The sequence below is a fragment of the Diaphorobacter sp. ED-3 genome (assembly GCF_027625375.1).
Taxonomy (GTDB): domain Bacteria; phylum Pseudomonadota; class Gammaproteobacteria; order Burkholderiales; family Burkholderiaceae_C; genus Diaphorobacter; species Diaphorobacter nitroreducens.
On the sequence record NZ_CP115182.1, the window covers coordinates 2,722,004 to 2,743,789 of the forward strand.

The window sequence follows — 21,786 nt, forward strand, 5'->3', positions numbered from 1 at the left end:
CCCCTCAAGGGTTTCACATTAAAAACACTGTGAACCCTAGTTGCAGCAAGCGCCGGCAGCTATCATTTTCGAGAACAGCCGACAGCCAGTCGAACTCAGCTGCGCTGCTCGATGAGGCGATTGATACGCAACGCGCCGAGTGTGCAGACCACGCCCGACAGCAGATACAGCGTCACCGCCCCCAGCCCGAAACGTGCCGACAGCCCCAAGGCCACCAACGGCGCGAAGGCCGCGCCGATCAGCCAGGCCAGGTCGGACGACAGTGCCGCCCCGGTGTAGCGGTGCTGGGTGGAGAAGTTGGCCGTCACGGTGCCCGATGCCTGGCCGTACGACAGGCCCAGCAGCACGAAGCCCAGCAGCAGGAACACCGTGCCGCCCACCGCGCCACCGTCCAGCAGCCAGGGCGTGGCCAGGCTGAACAGGCCAATCAGCACGGCCATGGAGCCCAGCAGGTTGCGCCGGCCCATGCGGTCGGCCAACCGCCCCGACACCACCACCGCGCCGATGGCCAGGAATGCGCCGGCGATCTGCACGCACAGCACCTCGGCCATGGAGCGGTCGGAGAACAGGGCGAACCACGACAGCGGGAACACCGTCACCACGTGAAAGAGTGCGAAGCTGGCCAGTGCCGCAAAGGCGCCCAGCACCACATTGCTCCCCTCTTCGCGCATCACGCGGGCCACGCCCACGGGCTCCAGTTCCTTCTCTTGCAGCAATTCGGCATAGGACTGCCCCACCACCAGGCGCAGCCGCGCAAACAGCGCCACCACGTTGATCGCAAAGGCCACGCAGAACGGGTAGCGCCAGCCCCAGGCCAGGAATTCTTCGCTGGAGAGGCTGCCGTACAGGTAGGCAAACAACCCGGCGGCCAATGCAAACCCCACGGGCGCGCCCAGTTGCCCCACCATGGAATACCAGCCCCGGCGCTCCGGCGGTGCGGCCATCGCCAGCAGCGACGGCAGCCCGTCCCAGGAGCCGCCCAGCGCCAGCCCCTGGCCGAAGCGCAGCACCGCCAGCGCCCCAGCGGCTGCCAGCCCCGCCACCTGGTAGCTGGGCAGGAAAGCCATGCTCACCGTACAGCCGCCCAGCAGGAACAGCGCCAGCGTCAGCTTGGTGCCGCGCCCCCAGCGCCGCTGCACGGCCATGGAGATGGCGGTGCCCAGCGGCCGGGCGATGAAGGCGATGGCAAAGATGGCAAAGGCCATGAGCGTGCCGTCCAGCCGCGACATGAAGGGGAACAACAGCGACGGGAAGACCAGCACGCAGGCGATCCCGAATACGAAGAAGTCGAAATACTCCGACGCGCGCCCTATGATCACGCCCACGGCGATCTCGCCCGGGGTGACGTCTTCGTCGGTGTGCGCGCGCGACAGCGATGCCGCGCTCTCGGGGCCGTAAACGGGGTATGCGACGGAACCGCTACTCATGACCGTACTCCTTGGCTTTGCAGACACAGCTCCGTTCTACACGCAAGCCCCGCGGTCAACAAGTACGCTTACACTGACGTCCCGCGCGGGAAAACCCTCACGCCCAGTCGGCCATCCGCGCCGCCATGGTCGCGCCTGCAGGCCGCATCCGGCCTGCCATCACGCCATAAGTTTGACCCTGGACAAAATGTCCAATCGACAAATGCGCTAGGCGTATTACATTCGTCTCCGTCCAGTAATTCGCGTTTACACCTAGCGCCGCGCCCGCCCGCGCGACGCAAGGCCGTGCACGCTTTTTGACACGCCTAGCAATGCTCCAACTGAAGAAACTCCGCGGGCCCACCTGGCTCGCCGCGGCTTTGGCCGCAGCCAGCCTGGCTGGTTGCAGCAAGGCCGTTGTATTGAACCCGGCGGGTGATATCGCTGCCCAGCAGGGCAACCTGGTGGTGACTGCCACGGTGCTGATGCTGATCGTCATCGTGCCGGTGATCCTGCTGACGCTGCTGTTCGCCTGGAAGTACCGCCAGGGCAACACCGACGCCGAGTACGACCCCGACTGGCACCACTCCACCTCGCTGGAGCTGGTGATCTGGAGCGTGCCGCTGATGATCATCATTGCCCTGGGCGCGCTGACCTGGATCGCTACCCACAAGCTGGACCCCTACCGCCCCCTGGACCGCATCGACGCCCAGCGCGCGCTGGCCGCCGACGTCAAACCGCTGGAAGTGCAGGTCGTGGCCATGGACTGGAAGTGGCTGTTCTTCTACCCCGAGCAGGGCATTGCCACGGTGAACGAGCTGGCCGCGCCAGTGGACCGCCCGATCCTGTTCAAGCTCACCGCCACATCCACCATGAACGCGTTCTATGTGCCGGACCTGGCCGGCATGATCTACGCCATGCCTGGCATGCAGACCGAGCTGAACGCCATCATCAACAAGCCCGGCGTGTTCCATGGCCTTGCCTCGCACTACAGCGGCCCCGGCTTCTCCGGCATGACCTTCAAGTTCCACGGCCTGAGCGATGCCGAGTTCGCCCAGTGGGTGGACAAGGCCAAGACCGAAGGCAAGCCCCTGGACAAGACCACCTACCTGCAACTGGCCAAGCCCAGCCAGCGCGACCCCGTGCAGCGCTTTTCCACCGTGGAAACGGGCTTGTACGGCAAGGTGCTCAACCGCTGCGTGGAAGACGGGCAGATGTGCATGCACGACATGATGGCCATCGACGCGCTCGGCGGCGAAGCCTTCGTCAAAGCCAATGGTCTGACGCTGCCGCAGGACGTATGCACCGCAGGCAACGCGCCACAGATCCTGGCCGCGCTGCAGCCCGCAGCCGCCCTCCCCGAGGCCACCACCCAACAGTGAATTTGACGGACCCGACGCGGGCGCCAAGCCGGCGCCGGGCCCATTAGCCAAGAGATTCGATATGTTGTCTGAACAAACTACCCCAGCCCACTGGCTGTTGGGCCGCATCACCTGGGACTCGATCCCGATGGCGCACGAGCCCATCGTGCTGTGGACCTTCATCGCGGTGGTCCTGGGTGGCATCGTGATGCTGGCCGGCCTCACCAAGTTCCGCCTGTGGGGCCCGCTGTGGCGCGACTGGATCTGCTCCATCGACCACAAGAAGATCGGCATCATGTACATGATCCTTGGCCTGGTCATGTTCCTGCGCGGCTTCGCCGACGCGGTGATGATGCGCCTGCAGCAGGCCATGGCCGTGGGCGAGAGCATGGGCTACCTGCCGCCGCACCACTACGACCAGATCTTCACGGCCCACGGTGTGATCATGATCTTCTTCGTGGCCATGCCCTTCGTCACGGGCCTGATGAACTACCTCGTGCCGCTGCAGATCGGCGCGCGCGACGTGTCGTTTCCCTTCCTGAACAACTTCAGCTTCTGGATGACCACCGGCGGCGCCGTGCTGGTGATGATCTCGCTGTTCCTGGGCGAGTTCTCCACCTCCGGCTGGCTGGCGCTGTCCAACCTCGGGGCGCAGGACCCTGGCGTGGGTCTGGACTATTACATCTGGGGCCTGCAGATTGCGGGCGTGGGCACCACCTTGTCGGGCATCAACCTGATCGTCACCATCATCAAGATGCGCGCGCCGGGCATGAACCTGATGAAGATGCCCGTGTTCACCTGGACCGCGCTGTGCACCAACGCGCTGATCGTCGCCTCGTTCCCCGTGCTGACGGCCGCGCTGGTGCTGATGTCGCTGGACCGCTATATCGGCACCAACTTCTTCACGAACGACCTGGGGGGCAACTCCATGCTGTACGTGAACCTGATCTGGATCTGGGGCCACCCCGAGGTCTACATCCTGGTGCTGCCGGCCTTCGGCGTGTTCTCCGAGGTCGTCGCCACGTTCTCGCGCAAGCGCCTGTTCGGCTACACCTCCATGGTGTACGCCACGGTGTGTATCACCATCCTGTCGTACCTGGTGTGGCTGCACCACTTCTTCACCATGGGCTCGGGCGCCACGGTGAACACTTTCTTCGGCATCACGACGATGATCATCTCGATCCCGACGGGCGCCAAGATCTTCAACTGGCTGTTCACCATGTACAAGGGCCGCATCCGCTTCAGCGTGCCCATGCTGTGGACGGTGGGCTTCATGTGCACCTTCGCCATCGGCGGCATGACTGGCGTGCTGCTGGCCGTGCCCCCGGCCGACTTCGTGCTGCACAACAGCCTGTTCCTGGTCGCGCACTTTCACAACGTGATCATCGGCGGCGTGGTGTTCGCCGTGTTCGCTGCCATCAACTTCTGGTTCCCCAAGGCCTTCGGTTTCCGCCTGATCGAGTCCTGGGGCAAGGCATCGTTCTGGTTCTGGCTGACTGGCTTCTGGGTCACGTTCACGCCGCTGTACATCCTGGGCCTGATGGGCATCACGCGCCGCGTCAACCATGTGGAAGACGCCTCGCTGCACATCTGGTTCATCATCTCCGCGGTGGGCGTATGCCTGATCGCGGCGGGCATCGCCTGCTTCTTCATCCAGCTGTTCGTGAGCTACCTCAAGCGCGACCAGTTGCGCGACGTGACCGGCGACCCCTGGGACGGCCGCACGCTAGAGTGGGCCACCTCCTCGCCCCCGCCGCAGTACAACTTCGCCTTCACGCCCGTGGCGCACGAGATCGACGCCTGGTGGGACATGAAGAAGCACGGCTACAAGCGCCCGCTGACCGGCTTCCAGCCGATCCACATGCCCGCCAACACTGGCGCCGGCGTGGTGATCGCCGCGCTGTCCACCGTGTTCGGTTTCGCCATGATCTGGCACATGTGGCCGCTGGCGATCGCCTCGTTCGCCGCGACCGTGCTGGCCTCGATCATCCACACCTTCAACTACAAGCGTGACTACTACATTCCGGCAGCCGAAGTGGCCGCCACGGAAGACGCACGCACCAAGCAGCTTGCCGCAGCCCATGTCTAATACGCACACCCTCCAAGCGGGCGGCACCGCCGCCCTGGCACCGCGCGAATACCACCTCGCGCATGAGCCCCACCCCGAGAACGGCACGTCCCTGGGCTTCTGGCTCTACCTGATGAGCGACTGTCTCATCTTCGCAGCGCTGTTCGCCACGTACGGCGTGCTGGGCCGCAGCTACGCTGCGGGCCCCACGGGCGCCGAGCTGTTCGACCTGAAGCTGGTGGCCATCAACACGGCCTTCCTGCTGACGTCGTCCATCACCTTCGGCTTTGCCATGCTGCAAAAGCAGGCGGGCAACGCGCGCGGCACGCTGGCTTGGCTGGCCGTCACCGGCCTGCTGGGCCTGGCCTTCCTGGGCGTGGAGCTGTATGAGTTCGCACACCTGATCCACCAGGGCGCGACACCCCAGCGCAGCGCGTTCCTGTCGGCCTTCTTCACGCTGGTGGGCACGCACGGACTGCACGTGACCTTCGGCCTGATCTGGCTGGTGACATTGATGATTCAGATCAGCAAGCACGGCCTGATCCATGAAAACAAGCGCCGCCTGAACTGCCTGTCCATGTTTTGGCACTTCCTGGACGTGGTCTGGATCGGCGTCTTCACCTTTGTGTACCTGATGGGGGTGCTGTAAATGAGCGCACACGAAATTCACGCCGGCCACGACGACCATGGCCACGACCATGACGACCTGCACGTCACCAAGGGGGACTACGTCAAGGGCTTCATCCTCGCCGTGATCCTCACCGTGATCCCATTCTGGTTGGTCATGGCCGACGTGATCCAGAGCCGCACCACCGCCGTGCTGGTGCTGGGCATCTTCGCCATGGTCCAGGTGGTGGTGCACATGGTGTACTTCCTGCACATGAACGGCAAGATCCAGGGCGGCTGGACGATGCTGTCCACCATCTTCACCATCGTGTTCCTGGCAGTGACCATCATCGGCACGTTGTGGGTCATGTTCCACATGAACGCCAACATGATGCCCGCGCACGCCAACCCCATGGCCGCACAGCACCAGGGCAGCGAGGCACACCAGCCGAAGGCGCCTTGACCGCTCCGACCATGCACGCCCCGGAGCCGCAGCGCACCCGCGCGCACTCCAACCTGACGATGGCGGTGCTCGCTCTGGCGGGCATCGCCTTGTTCGTTGTGTTCTGTGCCCTCGGCTGGTGGCAGGTGGAGCGGCGCACCTGGAAGCTGGCCCTGATGGAACGCGTAGAGCAGCGTCTGCATGCCGCGCCCGTGCCGCTGCCCGCGCGCGCGCAGTGGCCTGGCGTGGATGCGGCTGGCTTTGAATACCAGCCTGTGCAGGCTGAGGGTCGCTGGCTGGCCAGCAAAACCGTATTGACCCAGGCCACCACGGCGCTCGGCGCGGGTTTCTGGGTCATGACCCCGCTGCAGCTGGACGGCGGCGGCCAGGTGCTCGTCAACCGCGGCTTCATCCCCCAGGCGCAGCGCGCCCAGTGGGCCGCTGGCGGCCCCGGCATGCAGGAAGGCGAAACCGTACAGCTGCAGGGCCTGTTGCGCATGAGCGAGCCCGGAGGCGGCTTCCTGCGCCGCAACGACCCCGGGGCGCAGCGCTGGCATTCGCGCGACGTGGCGGCCATCGCCCAGGCGCAGGGCCTGGACGCCGCGGCCCCGTTTTTCATCGACGCGGGCATTCCCGACGCGAACGCCCCAGCGCCCATGGATGCCGAGACTTCCACCACCGCCGGTCCCTGGCCCCGCCCGGGACTGACGGTGGTTCGCTTCCACAACAGCCACCTGGTGTATGCCATCACCTGGTTTGGGCTGGCCGCCATGGTGGCGGCAGCGGCTGCGTATGTGGCACGCTACGAGCTTCGCCTGCGTGCCACCTTGCGCTCCCGATGACCGCATCCGCAAACTCCGCCCCCTCCTCCCCGCCCGCCCTGAAGGCGCGCTCGGCCGATGCCGCGGCCGGGCTGAAAAACCTGCACCAGCTCATCCAGTTGCGCTGGATCGCCGTGGTGGGCCAGGTGTTCACCATCGAGGTGGCGCACTACGTGCTGCAGCTTCCCCTGCCCCTGCGCGAGATGCTCATGGTCGTGGGCTGCCTAGTGCTCTACAACGCGGTGAGCTTCGTGCGCTGGCGCACCGGCCGCGGCGTGCGCAATGTGGAGCTGTTTCTGGCGCTGTTGGTGGACGTAGCCGTGCTCACCGTGCAGCTGTATCTGAGCGGGGGCATCCGCAACCCATTCGTCTTCTTGTACCTGCTGCAGGTGGCGCTGGGCGCGGCGCTGCTGCGCAGCGCCTACATCTGGACCATGGTGCTCGTCACCGCAGCCTGCTTTGCGCTGCTGGCGCATTACAGCGTGCCATTGCAACTGGCGCCCGACTTCGCGCGCGGGCTGGGCAGCCCCTACGTGCTGGGCCTGCTGGTGTGCTTCATGCTCAACGCGGCGCTGGTGGTGATCTTCATCAGCCGCATCGGCCAGAACCTGCGCCAGCGGGACGCGCGTCTGGCCGCCATACGTCAACGCGCCGCCGAGGAAGAGCACGTGGTGCGCATGGGGCTGCTGGCTTCAGGCGCGGCCCATGAGCTGGGCACGCCGCTGGCCACCATGGCGGTGATCCTGGGGGACTGGAAGCGTGACACTGCATTGGCCGCCAACCCCGCGCTGCAGGAAGACGTGGCCGAGATGCAGGCACAGGTGCAGCGCTGTAAGACCATCGTCAGCGGCATCCTGATGTCCGCCGGCGAGACGCGCGGCGAGGCATCGGCGCAGACCACCGTGTGTCAATTCCTGGACTCACTCGCCAGCGAGTGGCAGGCCACGCGCTCGGTTGACGAGTTCACCTATGACAACCGCTTCGGCCAGGACACCCCTATGGTGTCCGATGTCACGCTGCAGCAAATGGTTTTCAATGTGTTGGACAATGCCCGCGACGCATCGCCCCACCGGGTCGGCCTGGTGGCCGAGCGTGATCAAGACCTGCTGCGCATTACCGTCACCGATGATGGCCCCGGCTTCGCGCCGGCCATGCTGTCGCAGTTCGGCAAGCCCTACCAGTCCAGCAAGGGCCGCCCCGGCGGCGGGCTGGGCCTGTTCCTGGCAATGAACGTGGCGCGCACCCTGGGGGGCACCGTGCAGGCACGCAACCTTCCGGGCGGCGGCGCCCGGGTCACGATCACGCTGCCGCTGGCCGCGATTGCGTTGCAGGAGACACCCACGCACCATGGACGCTGAACGCTTGCTGCTCATCGTGGAAGACGACGAGGCCTTCGCGCGCACGCTGGCCCGTTCGTTCGAGCGGCGCGGCTACCGCGTGCTGCACGCCGACAGCCTGGCACAGGCCGAAGCACTGCTGGCCGGGCACACGCCCGACTATGCCGTCGTGGACCTCAAGCTCAAGGGCGAGGCCACGGGCCTGGCCTGCGTGCGGGCGCTGCACGCGGCCAACCCGGACATGCTCATCGTCGTGCTCACGGGCTACGCCAGCATTGCCACCGCCGTCGAGGCCGTAAAGCTGGGTGCCTGCCACTACCTGGCCAAGCCATCGAACACCGACGATATCGAGGCCGCCTTCGGCCTTACCGAAGGCAATGCCGACGTCGAACTGACCAACCGCGCCAGCTCCATCAAGACGCTGGAGTGGGAACGCATCCACGAAGTGCTGGCCGAGACGGGCTTCAACATCTCCGAAGCCGCACGGCGGCTAGGAATGCACCGCCGCACGCTCACGCGCAAGCTGGACAAGCGGCGGGTTTAGCGCCTTGGGCGCGCATGGGCTGTCATCGGCCTGAGCCTGCCTTTACGAAGGGCGGCTGATGGGGAGGCTGTCGCCGTATACATTCAGGATGCTTGAAGCGCGTTGTTTGAGATGGAAGACCTGCCCATGATCCTCGTCGGCCAATATGACAGCCCCGTCACGCGCCGTGTCGCCATCGCGCTGCATCACTACGGCATCCCCTTCACCCGCGATACGCGATCCATCTTTGGCGATGCGGCAGCAATCGGGAGGATCAGCCCGCTGACCCGCATCCCGGCCCTCGTCCTCGACGATGGCGAAGTGCTGATCGACAGCGCATCCATCCTGGATCATCTCGATGAGCAGGCAGGCGACGCGGCGCTGATCCCCCGCTCCGGCACCAAACGCCGGCGCGTTCTCCAGATGACGGCACTGGCGCAAGGCACCCTCGAAAAGGTCGCGGCTGTGGTGTACGAGAGGCACTTTCACCCCCCGAACACCGCAGCGCCGTCTGGCTGGATCGCTGCCTTGGCCAGGCACGCGCTGGTCTCGACGAACTGACCAAACGCCTTGCCACACCGTATGCCTGCGGGGCGGCACTCACCCATGCCGATGCGATGATCACCACGCTGATCTGGTACATGCAGGACCGGATGGATGAAGTGCTGTCACCGTCCGCCCACGCCGCGCTGATCTCACTGGCCGAACACTGTGAAGCGCTGCCCGCCTTCCGTGCCGCCGCCCCGAGCGATCTCGAGGCGATGCCACGAAGCTAGGGCCTGTTGGCACGGAATGTGAACAGGCCCTCGTCTTGGATATACCTGTTCATGGCATCCAAGGGAAGGCCGGGCGCACGCGGCGTTGAGCCACGGTTCGTGGCGTCGGATTCGCGTCCGGCACAAGCCGCTGGGGGCCAAACTCCGCCACCGGCGAGCAGTCCGCTCTCGCCCCAGCCTCTCGACCCTACGTCACACACCCCTCCTAATCCTCCCAACTGCCCCCCCGACAACGCAAAGCAACCGCCCCAAAGACCCCAACCCGGTCATTACCCACGCGCCCCACCCTCACCCCGCACATCAGCGAAAATTGCAGGCTATGACCCTCAAAGCCCCCGAACTGCTGCTGCCCGCCGGCTCGCTCGACAAGATGCGTGCGGCGTACGACTTCGGCGCCGACGCCATCTACGCCGGCCAGCCGCGCTACAGCCTGCGTGCGCGCAACAACGAGTTCCGCCTGGAGCAGATCGCCCAGGGCATCCAGGAGGCGCACGCGCGGGGCAAGAAGTTCTTCGTCACCAGCAACCTGATCGCGCACAACGACAAGGTGCGCACCTACCTGCGCGACATCGAGCCCGTCATCGAGTGCAAGCCCGACGCCTTCATCATGGCCGACCCCGGCCTGATCATGATGGTCAAGGAAAAGTGGCCCGAGACCGAGATCCATCTCTCGGTGCAGGCCAACACCACCAACTACGCCACGGTGAAGTTCTGGCAGAAGGCGGGCGTGTCGCGCATCATCCTCTCGCGCGAACTGAGCCTGGACGAGATCGAGAAGATCCGCCAGGAATGCCCTGACATGGAGATCGAGGTCTTCGTGCACGGCGCGCTGTGCATTGCCTACTCGGGCCGCTGCCTGCTCAGCGGCTACTTCAACCGGCGCGACCCCAACCAGGGCACCTGCACCAACGCCTGCCGCTGGGAATACAAGACCCACGACGCGGCGGTGGACCCCAACACCGGCGAAGCGCTGGCCACGTCCATGGAGCAGGGTTTCAACTTCGAACAGGCGCGCGAGGAAGCCGACAGCCAGTTCACCAGCACCTGCGGCAGCGGCCAGCGCCACCCCAAGGCCGACCAGGTCTACCTGATCGAGGAGATCGGCCGCCCCGGCGAACTGATGCCCATCATGGAGGATGAGCACGGCACCTACATCATGAACTCCAAGGACCTGCGCGCCGTGGAGCATGTGGAGCGCCTGGTGAAGATCGGCGTGGATTCGCTCAAGATCGAGGGCCGCACCAAGAGCCTGTACTACGTGGCGCGTACCGCCCAGGTGTACCGCCGCGCGATCGACGACGCGGTGGCGGGCCGCCCGTTCAACCCGCACCTGATCACCGAGCTGGAAGGCCTGGCCAACCGCGGCTACACCGGCGGCCTGCTGGAGCGCCGCCCGGCCAACGACTACCAGAACTACGAGACCGGCAACAGCGTGCTGCAGCGCGCCCACTTTGTCGGCCAGGTGCGCGGCTACGCCGACGGCATGGCCGAGGTCGAGACCATGAACCGCTTCGCCGTGGGCGACACGCTGGAGGTGATCCACCCCAGCGGCAACCGCACGGTGCAGCTCACGCAGATGTTCAAACTGGACGGCGAAAGCGTGCAGGTGGCGCCGGGCAATCCGCTGCGTGTGCGCATTCCGATCGACGGCCCGGTGGAAGGCGCGCTCATCGCGCGATTGCTGCAGCCTTCCTGAAACCATAGCTGGCAGCGCCCGTCCACAGGGCGTTTCAGGTAGATTTGATACCGAAATGCCCAGCCATCAAGCGCGAGCAGCTCCTCTTTTTGCAAAGGCCCCGGCGGGGCCTTTGCCCATTTCTTGCCCCGCCCCATACCAAGAACCCATGAATCCTGAAGACATCGTCGTCCTGCCCGAACTCAAGGCCTACATCGACCCGCTCACGCCCGAAGAGCACGACGCGCTGGAGCGCAGCATCCTCGCAGAGGGCTGCCGCGACGCGCTGGTGCTGTGGGGCAACATCCTCGTGGACGGCCACAACCGCTTCGGCATCTGCCACAAGCACGGCCTGCCCTTCCAGACGGTGCAGAACACCCGCTTTCAGAACATGGAGGACGTGCACCTGTGGATGATCGACCAGCACCTGGGGCGGCGCAGCGTGTCGGAGTTCCAGCGCGGCGTGCTGGCACTGCGCAAGCGCGAGATCATTGCCGAGCGCCGCGCCGCGGCCGCTGCCGCCGTGGTGGCAGCCAAGGCCGAGGCCGCCCAAGCGCCTGAACAAGCGCCGTGGGAGGGTGACACCGACCCGGTCGTCGCCCAGGCGCTGGCCAGCGTGCCCAAGGTGCCCGAAGACGCGCTGGACACGCGCGAGGCCCTGGCCCGCGCCGCCCGCCTGACGGCAGCCCAGGTCAAGGCCATCGAGACCATCCACCAGAACGCAGCGCCGGAAGTGGTGGCCGCCGTCAAGTCGGGCGAACTGTCCTTGAACGCCGCAGCCGTGGTGGCCACCCTGCCGGTGGAGGAGCAAAAGAGCGCCGCGGCCGGCGGCGCACAGGAACTCAAGCAGGCCGCCAAGCGCGTGCGCGACAGCAAGAAAAAACCAAAGGCCGATGCCGCCGCAACGGAGGCCGACGGCACCGCCGGGCCGGAATCGACGGCCGCCCCCGACGCCGCAAAGCTGCAGCAGCGCGTGGCGGAACTGGAGGCAGAAAACGAACGCCTGCGCCAACAGGTCAAGGCCCTGCAAGACCTGCTGGCCGAGCAGGGCTGAGCGCCCGTCAGGAGACTGCCGCGCGCACGCCCTGCACCGCCACGCGTGCGCGGCGCAGCGCCGGCCAGCACGGCCACCGCCTGCACGGCCACATAGGCCTGGCCCCAGCCGCCGGTCACCCACGTCGTACCCCACAGCACCACTGCGCTGGCCAGCACCCACAGGAAATTGCCCGCCACCAGCAGCGCCAGCGCGCCGCCGGCTGCCTCGCGCCGCAGGGCCAGCGACCCGGCCAGCAGCACGAAAGGCAGCAGCAGCCAGCCGCTGGCCAACAGCAACCGGGGCGACATGCCCAGCCATTCAGCCAGCGGCGCTGCCGCCGCCAGGTGCAGCGCCGCCATGCCGGCGCCTGCGGCGGCATCGGCCCAGAGCACGCGGCGCAGGCCGCCGGGGGACGTGAAAGCATCGATGAAGGCCATGGTGTGATCTCCTGAGGGGTTGAACATGGCCTGCATCGTCGGCACGCGGCGGCTGCGCGTCCATGACCTGACAGGTCATGCCCACGCCGCGCGGCCGACCCTACCATGCAGGCCATGCACCACGCTCCCGCCCTATCGACACCCGCGCCTTTTGGAGAACGGCTGCGCCACTGGCGCCAGCGCCGGCGCTTGAGCCAACTGGACCTGGCACACGCGGCCGAGGTGTCTACGCGCCACCTGAGCTGCGTGGAAACGGGCCGCGCCAGCCCCAGCCGCGACATGGTGCTGCGCGCCTGGCCCATCGCCTGGACGTGCCCCTGCGCGAGCGCAACGCGCTGCTGGTGGCCGCGGGCTATGCCCCGATGTACCGCGAACGCCCGCTCGATGCGCCCGAGATGGCCAACGCGCGCGCGCGGCGGTGCAGCGCATCCTGGACTGCCACGAACCCTGGCCGGCGCTGGCGATGGACCGGCACTGGAACCTGCTCATGGCCAACCGCATCGTGCCCCTGCTGCTGTCCGGCGTGGACGCCGAGCTGCTGCAGCCGCCCGTGAATGTGCTGCGCCTCAGCCTGCACCCGGGGGGCCTGGCACCGCGCATCGCCAACCTGGAGCAATGGCGCGCGCACCTGCTGGAGCGGTTGCGCCAGCAGATCCACGAGAGCAGCGACCCGGTGCTGGCCGCCCTGCTGCAGGAACTGCAGGCCTACCCTTTGCCGCCTGCCAGCCCGCCGCTGCCGGGCGAGCACCTGGGCGTGCTCATGCCGTTCGAGTTCCGCACGCCGGCCGGCACGCTCCAGCTGGTGAGCACCACCACGGTGTTCGGCTCGCCCGTCGATGTGACGCTGCAGGAGCTGGCGCTGGAAACGTTCTTCCCCGCCGACGACGCCAGCGCCGCTGCGCTGCGCGCGCTGGCCGCGGCCTGAACGGCACCGTCTCCCGGGTCGTGACCACGGTCTCGGCGTGCGACATCCCCCGACGCGCGGCACACGCGGCGCGAGCATTTAAGTGAAAATGGCCGCTAACGCAGCACCAGCAAGCGCCAGCAGCTATTAATTAATGAGCAAAAGAAAACCCCCGCCAGGCATGCGCCCTGCGGGGGTTGACGGGAGGGGCCGCGCCGCGGCCCGGGCCTCAGCCGGCGATCAGGCCGTCACGCCCTTGGCGACCTCTGCATATTCCTCGATCTGGTCGAAGTTCATGTAGCGGTACACGCTGGCCTTATCGGCATCGATCACGCCCATTTCCTGGAGGTATTCCTCCTTCGTGGGCAGCTTGCCCAGGCGCGAGGCGATGGCGGCCAGCTCGGCCGAGCCCAGGAACACGTTGGTGTTCTTGCCCAGGCGGTTGGGGAAGTTGCGGGTGGAGGTAGAGATCACCGTCGCACCTTCACGCACTTGGGCCTGGTTGCCCATGCACAGCGAGCAGCCGGGCATTTCGGTACGCGCACCAGCCGTGCCGAAGGCGGCGTAGTGGCCTTCCTTGATCAGCTCGCTCTGGTCCATCTTGGTGGGCGGTGCCACCCACAGCTTGACGGGAATGTCGCGCTGGCCGCCCAGCAGCTTGGCTGCGGCGCGGAAGTGACCGATGTTGGTCATGCACGAGCCGATGAAGGCTTCGTCGATCTTGGTGCCAGCCACTTCGGACAGGAACTTGGCATCGTCCGGGTCGTTCGGGCAGCAAACGATCGGCTCCTTGATGTCGGCCAGATCGATCTCGATCACGGCGGCGTACTCGGCGTCCTTGTCGGCTTCGAGCAGATTCGGGTTGGCCAGCCAGGCTTCGACCTTCTCGATGCGGCGCTGCAGCGTCTTCGCGTCCTGGTAGCCATCGGCGATCATGTTCTTCATGAGCACGACGTTGGAGCGCAGGTACTCAGCGATCGGCTCGGGGTTGAGCTTGATCGTGCAGCCGGCGGCGGAACGCTCGGCCGAGGCGTCGGACAGCTCGAAGGCTTGCTCCACCTTCAGGTCCGGCAGGCCCTCGATTTCGAGGATCTTGCCCGAGAAGATGTTCTTCTTGCCGGCCTTGGCCACGGTCAGCAGGCCCGCCTTGATGGCGTACAGCGGGATCGCGTGCACCAGGTCGCGCAGCGTCACGCCGGGCTGCATCTCACCCTTGAAGCGCACCAGCACCGACTCGGGCATGTCCAGCGGCATCACGCCGGTGGCAGCGCCGAAAGCCACGAGGCCGGAGCCTGCGGGGAAGGAGATGCCGATGGGGAAGCGGGTGTGCGAGTCACCGCCGGTGCCCACTGTGTCGGGCAGCAGCAGGCGGTTGAGCCAGCTGTGGATCACGCCGTCGCCGGGGCGCAGGGACACGCCGCCGCGGCTGCTGATGAAGGCTGGTAGTTCGCGGTGGGTCTTCACGTCCACCGGCTTCGGGTACGCAGCGGTGTGGCAGAAGGACTGCATCACGAGGTCGGCCGAGAAGCCCAGGCAGGCCAGATCCTTCAGCTCATCGCGCGTCATCGGGCCGGTGGTGTCCTGCGAACCCACGGTGGTCATCTTCGGCTCGCAATACGTGCCGGGACGGATACCCTGGCCTTCGGGCAGGCCGCAGGCACGGCCGACCATCTTCTGCGCCAGCGTGAAGCCGGCCTTGGATTCAGCCGGCGCCTTGGGCAGGCGGAACACGGTCGATGCGGGCAAGCCCAGGGCCTCGCGCGCCTTGGCGGTGAGCGACCGGCCAATGATCAGGTTGATACGGCCACCGGCGCGCACTTCGTCCAGCAGCACGTCGCTCTTGAGCGCGAACTCAGCCACGGTTTCGCCGTTCTTGACGATCTTGCCGTCGTAGGGCAGCACGTCGATCACGTCGCCCATTTCGAGCTTGGACACATCGACTTCGATGGGCAGAGCGCCGGAATCTTCCTGCGTGTTGAAGAAGATGGGGGCGATCTTGCCACCCAGCGTCACGCCGCCGAAACGCTTGTTCGGCACGAAGGGGATGTCCTGGCCGGTGGCCCAGATCACCGAGTTGGTAGCGGACTTGCGCGAAGAACCGGTGCCCACCACGTCACCGACGTAGGCAACCAAGTGGCCCTTCTTCTTCAGGTCTTCGATGAACTGCATCGGGCCGCGCTTGCCGTCTTCCTCGGGCTTGAACGCCGCGTCAGGACGGGTGTTCTTGAGCATCGCCAGATAGTGCAGCGGGATGTCTGGACGGCTCCAGGCATCGGGTGCGGGCGACAGGTCGTCGGTGTTGGTTTCGCCGGGCACCTTGAACACGGTGACGGTGATTTTCTTCTCGACCTCGGGGCGGCTGGTGAACCACTCGGCATTGGCCCAGCTCTGCATGACCTCCTGGGCCTTGGCGTTGCCGGCCTTGGCCTTGGCGGCCACGTCGTTGAAGAAGTCGAACATCAGCAGCGTCTTCTTCAGCGCTTCGGCAGCCACGGAAGCGACTTCGGCGTCGTCCAGCAGCTCGATCAGAGGGTGCACGTTGTAGCCACCCACCATGGTGCCCAACAGCTCGGTGGCCTTGGCCTTGGAAATCAGGCCGACCGTGATGTCGCCATGGGCGACGGCCGCGAGGAAGGACGCCTTGACCTTGGCTGCGTCGTCCACCCCCGGCGGCACGCGGTGGGTCAGCAGGTCCACCAGGAAAGCCTCCTCGCCAGCGGGCGGGTTCTTGATCAGCTCGATCAGTTCGGCCGTCTGCTTGGCATCGAGCGGCAGCGGCGGGATGCCCAATGCAGCGCGCTCGGCCACATGGTCGCGGTAGGCTTTCAACATGTATTCTTTCTCCGGGATAGTCTAGGTTTTCAAAGTGGGGCGACAACCGGCCGGCCACACTGGCGCACACGGCAGGCGTGCACTGCGTGGCCCCGCCGGCAGGCGGCTCTAGGTTTACTTGGCGGCCGGGTTGTCCAGCAGGCTTTGCGGCGGGTTCTTCTTGATGGCCTCGGCCACCACCACCTGCTGCGGGCTCATGCATTCGTCAGCCATGCGCTGGCCCTGCTTCTGGTTCATGAGCATGGATTTGTTGGCGATCTGCACCCACACGGCACCCGCGCGCTGGTCTTCCAGGCGCACCGCGCCGGTGGTGGTGGCTACCGGGGCCATGTGGTACTTGAAGCCCTTGCCTTCCACATGGAAGCGCCCGGGCGACTGCGTATCGGCCTCGATGCTCACGAACGCGCCCAGTTCGCACGCCATGCGGCCCGTGTACACGCGCTCGGCGATCTGCAGTTCTTCGGGAGTGAGCGCCGCCTCGGCCGCAGCCAGGCCCGACGCCACCTGCACGGCACCGCTGTGCAGGCGCGTGCGGCTGCTGGTGGGCGATGCCTTGGCGACGGTGTCGCTCCTCTTCTCGGCCTTGGGCTTGGTCGCCTTGGCGGAGGTGCTCTTCGCCGCAGGCTTGGCGCTGCTCTTCTTGGCCTCGGCGGGGGCGGCGGGCTTGGTCGCCGTCTGCGCCGTGGTGAGGGCGGGCGCCAACAGTATCAATGCGGAAGCGATGAGGGTCTTCATGGTGACTCCTGCGGGGAAAGAATGAATGGAAGGCAGATGGGGCGACAAGAATACCCGTATCAGGTGAACGTGGTCTCAGCCTTGGCAAACCAGCCCTGCGCCTCGGCGGGCAGCATGCGGCCGGTCTGGTGTGCACGCTCGAGCACCTGCCAGAAATAGCGGTAGCTTGCGCGGTCGTGCAGTACGCCCTCCTCGCTGATGGGAGCCCAGTCAGCCTGGATGGCGGCAGAAATGATGCGGCTGGCCCGCGCGATTTCCGCACCTTCCGGTGCGAAAGCCGCCAGGATGGGCCGGATCTGCGCGGGGTGGATGCTCCACATGCGCGTGTAGCCGAACTGGCGCGCGGCCCTGCCGGCCGCGGCCTGCATGGCGTCGGGATCGCTGAATTCAGTAACCACGCAGTGCGATGGCACCTTGCCATTGGCATGGCAGGCGGCGGAGATCTCCAGCTTGGCACGCACGACGAGCGGATGCTCGAACTGCCCGGTGGACGTCATGCCCGAGGCGGGAATCGCACCGCCATGGGCGGAAACGAAGTCCATCAGGCCGAAGCTCAGGCTCTGGATGCGCGGGTGCGCGGCGATCTCGAAGGCCCGGTGCACGGCAGCGGGAGACTCGATAAGGGCGTGCAGCGGCAGATGGCTGGCGCCTGCGGCCTCCAGCGCTCGCTCGGCTGCGAGCACGTCGTCCACGGTTTCCACCTTGGGCAGCATGATGTGGCACAGGTGTTGCCCCGCCTCACCGGCGATGATGGCCATGTCCTGCGCGAAGGCGGGGTGGTCGACCGTGTGCACACGTGCCGCCACGCGCGCGCCGGCCCCGGCTTCGCGCGCCAGGCGTGCCACCAGCATGGCGTGCTCGCGCTCTTGCCCCACGGGCGCGCCGTCCTCGCAGTCGAGCGTCACGTCAAACACGCAATGGCCAAACTCGGCAAGCAGCTCCTGCTGCAGTTGCAGGCTCTTGCGCATGCGCACTTCCACGCCGCTGTAGTGGTCGCATACGGGGATCGCATGGGCGCCCGCCTGAGCGCCCAGCAGGACTTCAGCGGGATGGGCAGCGGACGAGGTCATGGGGCACGCTGGGCAACGATGAACAAACGGGGAAACGCAAACAGCCGATGGCCATCCGCGCGCTCGGTATAGGCCTCGCCAATGCGCTGCGTGTAGGCTTGCAGATACGCATCCCGCAACACGGCGGGGAGCGGATCAAGGAAGGGTTTCAGGCCTGTGGACTCCAGCCACTCAACGATAGCCTGGACCGAAGGCATGACATGGCGGTACGCGGTGTGCCAGATATCGACCCGGCAGGCCATGGGCGCGAGAAGGTCGTAATAAGCCTCCACCGACAACAGCGCCGCGCGCTGGTCCGCGGCATGCGCCAGCTGATCACGCCACGCAGACTGGCTCGCCAGCTCGCGCATGAGCTGGTGCGACGGCTGGTCCAGGTTGTCGGGCATCTGCACCGCCAGGACACCGCCGGGTGCCAGGCAGCGCATCAACCGGGCGAACAGCCCGGCATGCCCTGCCACCCACTGCAGGGAGGCGTTGGCAAAAATCAAATCGGGCGCCACGGTGGGCGCCCAGTCGGCAATGTCGGCCTGCACGAAGGGCACACCGGGCAAACGCTTGCGCGCACTGGCCAGCATCGCTTCGGAGTTGTCCAGGCCGATGAGTTGCGACTGCGGGAACCGCTCCAGCAGCAATTGCGTGGAATTGCCATTCCCGCAGCCCAAGTCCACGATGTGGCGGGGTGCGGGATGGGAGACCCGCGCCAGCAACTCGACAGCCGGGCGTGTGTGCTCGCTCTCGAAGCGCTGGTAGAGCGCGGGATCCCAGTCGTGCATGGAGATGCGCGATTACAGCAGGTGCTTGACGCCGTCCTGCTCACCTTGCAGCTCGGCCAGAGTCTTGTCGATGCACTCTTGCGAGAAAGCGTCGATGGGCAAGCCTTCGACGATCTTGTACTCGCCGTTCTCGGTGGTGACCGGGAAGCCGAACACGATACCGGCGGGAATGCCGTATTCGCCGTTGGAGGGCACACCCATCGTCACCCACTCGCCCTTGGAGCCCAGGGCCCAATCGCGCATGTGGTCAATGGCGGCGTTGGCGGCAGACGCAGCCGAGGACAGGCCACGAGCGGCGATGATGGCTGCGCCGCGCTTGCCGACGGTGGGCAGGAACACATCCTTGTACCAGGCAGGGTCGTTGATGGCGTCCTTCACGGACTTGCCGTCCACCGTGGCGAAACGGTAGTCGGCGTACATCGTGGGCGAATGGTTGCCCCACACCGTCAGCTTCTTGATGTCGCCCACCTTGAAGCCACCCTTGGCCGCCAGTTGGGAAGCTGCACGGTTGTGATCCAGGCGCAGCATGGCCGTGAAGTTCTTGGCCGGCAGGTCGGGGGCCGACTTCATGGCGATGTAGGCGTTGGTATTGGCGGGGTTGCCCACCACCAGCACCTTCACGTTGCGCGAGGCCACGGCGTTCAGGGCCTTGCCCTGGGCCGTGAAGATCTGGGCATTGGCAGCCAGCAGGTCGGCACGCTCCATGCCGGGGCCGCGCGGACGGGCGCCGACCAGCAGGGCGTAGTCGGTATCCTTGAAGGCGGTCATGGGGTCCGAGTGGGCTTCGATGCCGGCCAACAGCGGGAACGCGCAGTCCTCCAATTCCATGATCACGCCCTTGAGCGCGTTCTGGGCCTTCTCGTCGGGAATTTCCAGCAGTTGCAGGATGACGGGCTGGTCCTTGCCCAGCATTTCGCCGGAAGCGATGCGGAACAGCAGCGCGTAACCGATTTGGCCTGCAGCGCCGGTCACGGCGACACGAACGGGTTTCTTGCTCATGCGAAAACTCCAGAAAGAGGTGTGAGGGAGGTGGTGTTGGTGCAAGGTCGCACCAGCGCCAGTCATCAGCAGCCCGTGCCCCGCAGAACAGCCCAGGAGTTTACCGCCGATTACTGCGCAGGGTCAATTTGTCTTATGTCTTATATAAGATATGATCGCCCTCAATTCAGCGGCATGCTCCGCCCCCGGCACAGCCCACCATGTCCTCCTCGCCCCCTCCGACCACAGAAGGCACACCCCCAGGCGCGGGTGCGGGGGCATCGACTCCCGCATTCAGCCCCCTGTACCAGCAGATCAAGGGGCTCATCCTGCACAGCCTGCAGCATGGTGAATGGAAGCCCGGTGAAGCCATCCCCAGCGAAATGGAACTGGCTGCGCGCTTTCGCGTGAGCCAGGGCACGGTGCGCAAGGCCATCGACGAGCTGGCAGCCGAAAACCTCGTGATGCGCCGCCAGGGCAAAGGCACCTTCGTAGCCACCCACGCAGAGCGGCAGGTGCAGTACCGCTTCCTGAAATTGCGGCCTGACACGGGAGACGCACGCGTGGAAGGCCCGGCGCAGCGCACCATCCTGGAGTGCCGGCGCATGCGCGCCAGTGCGGAGATCGCACGCACGCTGGCGCTGCGGACCGGAGATGTGGTGGTGCAGGTCAAGCGCATCCTGTCGTTTGTGGGCGTACCCACCATCCTGGAGGACATCTGGCTGCCAGGGCAGGCCTTCAAGGGCCTGACTGCGGAGCAGATGGCCCACTACCAGGGACCCACCTACGCCATGTTCGAGCTGGATTTTGGCGTGCGGATGGTGCGCGCCGAAGAAAAGATCCGCGCCGTGTTTCCCGATGAAACGCAGGCTCAATGGCTGAACATCCCCGTCGCCACACCACTGCTCAGCGTGGAGCGCCTCGCTTACACCTATAACGATGTTCCCATGGAGTTACGGCGCGGGCTGTACCGGACTGACACACATCACTATCACAATGAACTGAGCTGATCCACTGCCAGACCACGAATGCAACCAGGGAAAATACGCAGTCTCCGCAAGCTTCCCGTAAAGCATTGCAATAGAATTTTGGGTTGTTTGCATCCGCGCAATTACAACGCAGTTACATCCACGAAAGCACACACGCCATGACAGAACTTGCCAAGCAACGGCCTGAATACCGCAACATCCACGCGTTTCGCGACCTGCCCAGTTACCGGTGGCCGCTGGCCGCGCTGGTTTCTGGCATGCACCGCATCAGCGGCATGATCATGTTCCTGCTGCTGCCTCTGGTGATCTGGATGTTCGATACCTCGGTGTCGTCGGAAATCTCCTTCGGCAAGTTCACCTCTGCCTTCTCGGCGGGCCTGGGCTTCGCGCCTGGCTGGCTCATCAAGCTGCTGACCCTGGGCCTGATCTGGGGCTATCTGCACCACTTCATCGCCGGCCTGCGCCACCTGCTGATGGACATGAACCATGCCGCCGTCACGAAGGAATTTGGCAAGAGCTCTGCTGCCGTCACGCTGGCCGCAAGCTTCGGCCTGACCGCGATTCTGGGCGCCAAGCTCTTCGGCCTGTACTGATCGGCGCACCTGCGCAGATCACTTTCTCACATAAAAAGGAACTTCCATGTCCGTGAATTACGGCTCCAAGCGCACCGTCGTGGGTGCCCACTATGGCGTGCGCGACTGGCTGGTGCAGCGCGCCACCGCCGTCTTGATGGCTTTGTTCACCCTGGTGCTGCTGGCCTGCGTCATCTTCAGCAAGGGCCCCATCGGCTACGACCTGTGGGCCGGCATCTTCTCCAGCCAGTGGATGAAGGTTCTGACCCTGTCCGTCATCGTGGCGCTGGCCTGGCACGCCTGGGTGGGCGTGCGCAACGTGTGGATGGACTACATCAAGCCGGCAGGCCTGCGTCTGACGCTGCAGGTCTTCACCATCGTCTGGCTGGTGGCCTGCACCGGCTGGGGCATCCAGGTTCTGTGGCGTCTCTGATTCCCGCGACTG

General features: G+C 65.8%; 21 protein-coding genes and 1 pseudogene. 16 read left to right on the forward strand and 6 right to left on the reverse strand.

Annotated elements, in window-relative coordinates; all coding sequences use genetic code 11:
• Nucleotides 1-95 precede the first annotated feature (95 nt).
• On the reverse strand, nt 96-1,427 hold the full coding sequence (locus PCQ86_RS13275; protein WP_270173956.1) for an MFS transporter: 1,332 nt from the start codon (nt 1,425-1,427) through the stop codon (nt 96-98).
• A gap of 311 nt (nt 1,428-1,738) precedes the next feature.
• Between PCQ86_RS13275 and cyoA the strand changes: the two genes are divergently transcribed.
• The 13 genes and pseudogenes from cyoA to PCQ86_RS13345 all read left to right on the forward strand — a co-directional run bounded on the left by cyoA (nt 1,739) and on the right by PCQ86_RS13345 (nt 13,413).
• Nucleotides 1,739-2,788: a ubiquinol oxidase subunit II gene (gene cyoA, locus PCQ86_RS13280; protein ID WP_011805931.1), complete on the forward strand. Its 1,050-nt coding sequence runs from the start codon at nt 1,739-1,741 to the stop codon at nt 2,786-2,788.
• A 61-nt stretch (nt 2,789-2,849) separates the two neighbouring features.
• Nucleotides 2,850-4,856 (forward strand): cytochrome o ubiquinol oxidase subunit I, encoded by a 2,007-nt coding sequence (gene cyoB / locus PCQ86_RS13285; RefSeq protein ID WP_270173957.1) that lies wholly within the window; start codon nt 2,850-2,852, stop codon nt 4,854-4,856.
• Complete coding sequence (gene cyoC / locus PCQ86_RS13290) at nt 4,849-5,484, forward strand: cytochrome o ubiquinol oxidase subunit III (protein WP_220637615.1); 636 nt, start codon at nt 4,849-4,851, stop codon at nt 5,482-5,484. The genes cyoB and cyoC overlap by 8 nt, the downstream gene beginning before the upstream one ends.
• Complete coding sequence (gene cyoD, locus PCQ86_RS13295; RefSeq protein ID WP_103738440.1) at nt 5,485-5,904, forward strand: cytochrome o ubiquinol oxidase subunit IV; 420 nt, start codon at nt 5,485-5,487, stop codon at nt 5,902-5,904.
• Nucleotides 5,905-5,915: 11 nt separating this feature from the next.
• Nucleotides 5,916-6,725, forward strand: coding sequence for an SURF1 family protein (locus PCQ86_RS13300; RefSeq protein ID WP_011805935.1), 810 nt, complete (start codon nt 5,916-5,918; stop codon nt 6,723-6,725).
• Nucleotides 6,722-8,062, forward strand: a complete 1,341-nt coding sequence (locus PCQ86_RS13305) for an ATP-binding protein (protein WP_270173958.1) — start codon at nt 6,722-6,724, stop codon at nt 8,060-8,062. The genes PCQ86_RS13300 and PCQ86_RS13305 overlap by 4 nt, the downstream gene beginning before the upstream one ends.
• The gene (locus PCQ86_RS13310; protein WP_011805937.1) at nt 8,052-8,585 is read left to right on the forward strand and encodes a response regulator transcription factor; all 534 of its coding nucleotides are present in this window, start codon (nt 8,052-8,054) and stop codon (nt 8,583-8,585) included. The genes PCQ86_RS13305 and PCQ86_RS13310 overlap by 11 nt, the downstream gene beginning before the upstream one ends.
• Nucleotides 8,586-8,711: 126 nt before the next feature.
• Nucleotides 8,712-9,125: a glutathione S-transferase family protein gene (locus PCQ86_RS13315; RefSeq protein WP_270173959.1), complete on the forward strand. Its 414-nt coding sequence runs from the start codon at nt 8,712-8,714 to the stop codon at nt 9,123-9,125.
• Nucleotides 9,122-9,340 carry a hypothetical protein gene (locus tag PCQ86_RS13325; RefSeq protein WP_333489992.1) on the forward strand — a complete coding sequence of 73 codons (219 nt, stop codon included), beginning with the start codon at nt 9,122-9,124 and terminating at the stop codon, nt 9,338-9,340. The genes PCQ86_RS13315 and PCQ86_RS13325 overlap by 4 nt, the downstream gene beginning before the upstream one ends.
• Nucleotides 9,341-9,659: 319 nt before the next feature.
• Nucleotides 9,660-11,036 carry a prephenate-dependent tRNA uridine(34) hydroxylase TrhP gene (gene trhP, locus PCQ86_RS13330; RefSeq protein ID WP_011805939.1) on the forward strand — a complete coding sequence of 459 codons (1,377 nt, stop codon included), beginning with the start codon at nt 9,660-9,662 and terminating at the stop codon, nt 11,034-11,036.
• Between the two features lie 148 nt (nt 11,037-11,184).
• Complete coding sequence (locus PCQ86_RS13335; protein ID WP_270173960.1) at nt 11,185-12,069, forward strand: plasmid replication/partition related protein; 885 nt, start codon at nt 11,185-11,187, stop codon at nt 12,067-12,069.
• A 168-nt stretch (nt 12,070-12,237) separates the two neighbouring features.
• Complete coding sequence (locus PCQ86_RS13340; RefSeq protein ID WP_270173961.1) at nt 12,238-12,495, forward strand: hypothetical protein; 258 nt, start codon at nt 12,238-12,240, stop codon at nt 12,493-12,495.
• Nucleotides 12,496-12,593: 98 nt separating this feature from the next.
• Nucleotides 12,594-13,413: pseudogene (locus PCQ86_RS13345) on the forward strand (MmyB family transcriptional regulator).
• 219 nt (nt 13,414-13,632) lie between these two features.
• Here PCQ86_RS13345 and acnB read toward each other — a convergent pair.
• From acnB to PCQ86_RS13370, 5 genes are all read right to left on the reverse strand, one after another.
• Complete coding sequence (gene acnB, locus PCQ86_RS13350) at nt 13,633-16,224, reverse strand: bifunctional aconitate hydratase 2/2-methylisocitrate dehydratase (RefSeq protein WP_011805943.1); 2,592 nt, start codon at nt 16,222-16,224, stop codon at nt 13,633-13,635.
• Between the two features lie 114 nt (nt 16,225-16,338).
• Nucleotides 16,339-16,959 carry a hypothetical protein gene (locus PCQ86_RS13355; RefSeq protein ID WP_270173962.1) on the reverse strand — a complete coding sequence of 207 codons (621 nt, stop codon included), beginning with the start codon at nt 16,957-16,959 and terminating at the stop codon, nt 16,339-16,341.
• 59 nt (nt 16,960-17,018) lie between these two features.
• On the reverse strand, nt 17,019-18,029 hold the full coding sequence (locus PCQ86_RS13360) for an HpcH/HpaI aldolase/citrate lyase family protein (protein WP_011805945.1): 1,011 nt from the start codon (nt 18,027-18,029) through the stop codon (nt 17,019-17,021).
• On the reverse strand, nt 18,026-18,802 hold the full coding sequence (gene tam / locus PCQ86_RS13365; protein ID WP_196995367.1) for a trans-aconitate 2-methyltransferase: 777 nt from the start codon (nt 18,800-18,802) through the stop codon (nt 18,026-18,028). Before tam ends, PCQ86_RS13360 begins: the two co-directional genes overlap by 4 nt.
• Before the next feature lie 12 nt (nt 18,803-18,814).
• Nucleotides 18,815-19,801 (reverse strand): malate dehydrogenase, encoded by a 987-nt coding sequence (locus tag PCQ86_RS13370; RefSeq protein ID WP_041836045.1) that lies wholly within the window; start codon nt 19,799-19,801, stop codon nt 18,815-18,817.
• A 200-nt stretch (nt 19,802-20,001) separates the two neighbouring features.
• Here PCQ86_RS13370 and PCQ86_RS13375 point away from each other — a divergent pair, with 200 nt between their 5' ends.
• The 3 genes from PCQ86_RS13375 (at nt 20,002) to sdhD (ending at nt 21,774) form a co-directional block, all read left to right on the forward strand.
• Nucleotides 20,002-20,790: a GntR family transcriptional regulator gene (locus tag PCQ86_RS13375; RefSeq protein ID WP_270173963.1), complete on the forward strand. Its 789-nt coding sequence runs from the start codon at nt 20,002-20,004 to the stop codon at nt 20,788-20,790.
• Between the two features lie 137 nt (nt 20,791-20,927).
• A complete protein-coding gene (gene sdhC, locus PCQ86_RS13380; protein ID WP_270173964.1) occupies nt 20,928-21,362 on the forward strand; it encodes a succinate dehydrogenase, cytochrome b556 subunit in 435 nt (144 codons plus the stop codon).
• A gap of 46 nt (nt 21,363-21,408) precedes the next feature.
• The gene (gene sdhD / locus PCQ86_RS13385) at nt 21,409-21,774 is read left to right on the forward strand and encodes a succinate dehydrogenase, hydrophobic membrane anchor protein (RefSeq protein WP_015913703.1); all 366 of its coding nucleotides are present in this window, start codon (nt 21,409-21,411) and stop codon (nt 21,772-21,774) included.
• Nucleotides 21,775-21,786: the final 12 nt, after the last annotated feature.

Coding starts and splice junctions, on each gene's coding strand:
- PCQ86_RS13275 (WP_270173956.1), bottom strand. CDS start 1,427: ATGAGTAGCGGTTCCGTCGCATACCCCGTTTACGGCCCCGAGAGCGCG.
- cyoA (WP_011805931.1), top strand. CDS start 1,739: ATGCTCCAACTGAAGAAACTCCGCGGGCCCACCTGGCTCGCCGCGGCT.
- cyoB (WP_270173957.1), top strand. CDS start 2,850: ATGTTGTCTGAACAAACTACCCCAGCCCACTGGCTGTTGGGCCGCATC.
- cyoC (WP_220637615.1), top strand. CDS start 4,849: ATGTCTAATACGCACACCCTCCAAGCGGGCGGCACCGCCGCCCTGGCA.
- cyoD (WP_103738440.1), top strand. CDS start 5,485: ATGAGCGCACACGAAATTCACGCCGGCCACGACGACCATGGCCACGAC.
- PCQ86_RS13300 (WP_011805935.1), top strand. CDS start 5,916: ATGCACGCCCCGGAGCCGCAGCGCACCCGCGCGCACTCCAACCTGACG.
- PCQ86_RS13305 (WP_270173958.1), top strand. CDS start 6,722: ATGACCGCATCCGCAAACTCCGCCCCCTCCTCCCCGCCCGCCCTGAAG.
- PCQ86_RS13310 (WP_011805937.1), top strand. CDS start 8,052: ATGGACGCTGAACGCTTGCTGCTCATCGTGGAAGACGACGAGGCCTTC.
- PCQ86_RS13315 (WP_270173959.1), top strand. CDS start 8,712: ATGATCCTCGTCGGCCAATATGACAGCCCCGTCACGCGCCGTGTCGCC.
- trhP (WP_011805939.1), top strand. CDS start 9,660: ATGACCCTCAAAGCCCCCGAACTGCTGCTGCCCGCCGGCTCGCTCGAC.
- PCQ86_RS13335 (WP_270173960.1), top strand. CDS start 11,185: ATGAATCCTGAAGACATCGTCGTCCTGCCCGAACTCAAGGCCTACATC.
- acnB (WP_011805943.1), bottom strand. CDS start 16,224: ATGTTGAAAGCCTACCGCGACCATGTGGCCGAGCGCGCTGCATTGGGC.
- PCQ86_RS13355 (WP_270173962.1), bottom strand. CDS start 16,959: ATGAAGACCCTCATCGCTTCCGCATTGATACTGTTGGCGCCCGCCCTC.
- PCQ86_RS13360 (WP_011805945.1), bottom strand. CDS start 18,029: ATGACCTCGTCCGCTGCCCATCCCGCTGAAGTCCTGCTGGGCGCTCAG.
- tam (WP_196995367.1), bottom strand. CDS start 18,802: ATGCACGACTGGGATCCCGCGCTCTACCAGCGCTTCGAGAGCGAGCAC.
- PCQ86_RS13370 (WP_041836045.1), bottom strand. CDS start 19,801: ATGAGCAAGAAACCCGTTCGTGTCGCCGTGACCGGCGCTGCAGGCCAA.
- PCQ86_RS13375 (WP_270173963.1), top strand. CDS start 20,002: ATGTCCTCCTCGCCCCCTCCGACCACAGAAGGCACACCCCCAGGCGCG.
- sdhC (WP_270173964.1), top strand. CDS start 20,928: ATGACAGAACTTGCCAAGCAACGGCCTGAATACCGCAACATCCACGCG.
- sdhD (WP_015913703.1), top strand. CDS start 21,409: ATGTCCGTGAATTACGGCTCCAAGCGCACCGTCGTGGGTGCCCACTAT.